General features: G+C 18.5%; 1 protein-coding gene. It reads right to left on the bottom strand.

Features of this window, described 5'->3' with window-relative positions; genetic code table 11:
- Positions 1-44 precede the first annotated feature (44 nt).
- The gene (locus tag A33I_RS21565) at positions 45-1,445 is read right to left on the bottom strand and encodes a transposase (RefSeq protein WP_476499104.1); all 1,401 of its coding nucleotides are present in this window, start codon (positions 1,443-1,445) and stop codon (positions 45-47) included.
- Positions 1,446-1,633: the final 188 nt, after the last annotated feature.

The following is a 1,633-nucleotide window of genomic DNA, read 5'->3' as shown; positions in this document are numbered from 1 at the left end:
TTTTTTTTTGATTGTGGAGAAGGAATTGTTTTTTTTTTTGATTATTATGATTTTTTTTGGTTTTTGAGTTTTAATATTTTTTTTAAATTGATGGTGAATATGGTGGTGGTTGTTTGTATTTGTATATTAAATAGATTTGAGTAATTTGTTTTTTTATATTTGTGTTGGTTTTTTAATTTGTTGTTTTTTGTTTTTATTTTATATTGAGATTTTGATAGTTTTTTGAATTTTTTTGTTTTTTGAAATGTTTTTTGTTTGGTGTGTTTAGTTGATTTAATTGTTATGTAGTATGATTTTGTTTTAGTTTTTTTTTTGTAATATTTTTTTTTTAGAGGGTAAATTTTATATTTTTTTATGTTGAAGAAATAGTGGTATTTAGGATTTTTATTGTGTTTGGTATAGTTATTATATTTTTTTTGAATGGTTAGGTGTTTTGTTTTATATATATATGTATTTGTATTTTTATTAAATTTAAATTTATTATTTTTATGTGATTTATTAGTAATTAGAGGGTGAAGTTTTGAGATAAGTTTTATTTTGTGTTTATTTGTGAAATGGATATTTTTTTTTTTGGAGTAAGTTGTATTAGTGATAATGGTATTTATGTTTATATTTGTATTTTTTGTTTTGTTTATGAGTTTTTTTAGGTATTTTTTGTTATTTTTTTTATTTGATGTAATGATTGTAGTGGTAATAATTTGTTTTTTATTTGTTATGGTAAGGTGAGATTTATATTTAAAGAAAGAAGTGTTTTGAGATTTAAATTTTGTTTGTGTGTTAGGATTATTTGATTGAATTATGTTTTTTTTATAATTTTTGATAATTTTTTTTAAGATATTAAGTTTTTTTTTTATAGTGGGTATTTTGATATTTTTTGAGTTTTTTATAGTAGAAATGATTTGTTGGTAGTATTTTAATTTTTTTTGAAGGTTATTAGATAAAGGTTTGTTAGGGAATTTTTTTTGTATTGATTTATTTATGTGATAGATTGTTTTTTGAATATTTTTAGATTTTTTTTGTAGAAATTTTTTTGGTGATTTTTTATTAAAATAAGTTTTTGTATGAGTTGTATTAAGGATAATAGTGGGATTTTTAAGGATATTATGTTTTATAGTGATTTTAATATTTTTTTTAATTAGTATATTTAATAAATTTTTATTTGGAAGATGGAGTTTATGGAATTTTGTTAGGGAATTTGGGTTAATGATATTAGTTTTTGGAGTTAAGTTTAAAAAGTATTTAAATGATATGTTGTATTTAGAGTGTTTTATTATATTAATATTTGATAAATTAAAAATAGTTTTTAATAAAAGGTATTTAAATATGTGGATTGGAGAGATTGTATTATGATTATTTGTTAAATAATATTTATTTTGAAGTTTTTTTATGATGAAAGAAAAATTGATGAGTTTATTTATTTGATGAAGTATATTGTTTTTAGGTATTATGAGATTATAGAGTTTTATATATGGGTTAAGAGGGATTGAGTTTTGTTTTTTAATTATTTTAATATTATTTATATTGTTATTAGTATTTTAATTATATAAGAAAAAGAGAGTGGTTGGTTGAATAAATTTGATTAATTATTTTTAGAAAATAAAAGGATTTTTTTAGTGGTTTTGTTTAGAGTAGG

Origin of the sequence: Alkalihalophilus marmarensis DSM 21297 (assembly GCF_000474275.2) — a bacterium.
Classification (GTDB): Bacteria; Bacillota; Bacilli; order Bacillales; family Bacillaceae_D; genus Alkalihalophilus; species Alkalihalophilus marmarensis.
Note: the sequence above shows the minus strand (reverse complement) of the source record. Positions and strands in the feature narration are given on the sequence as shown.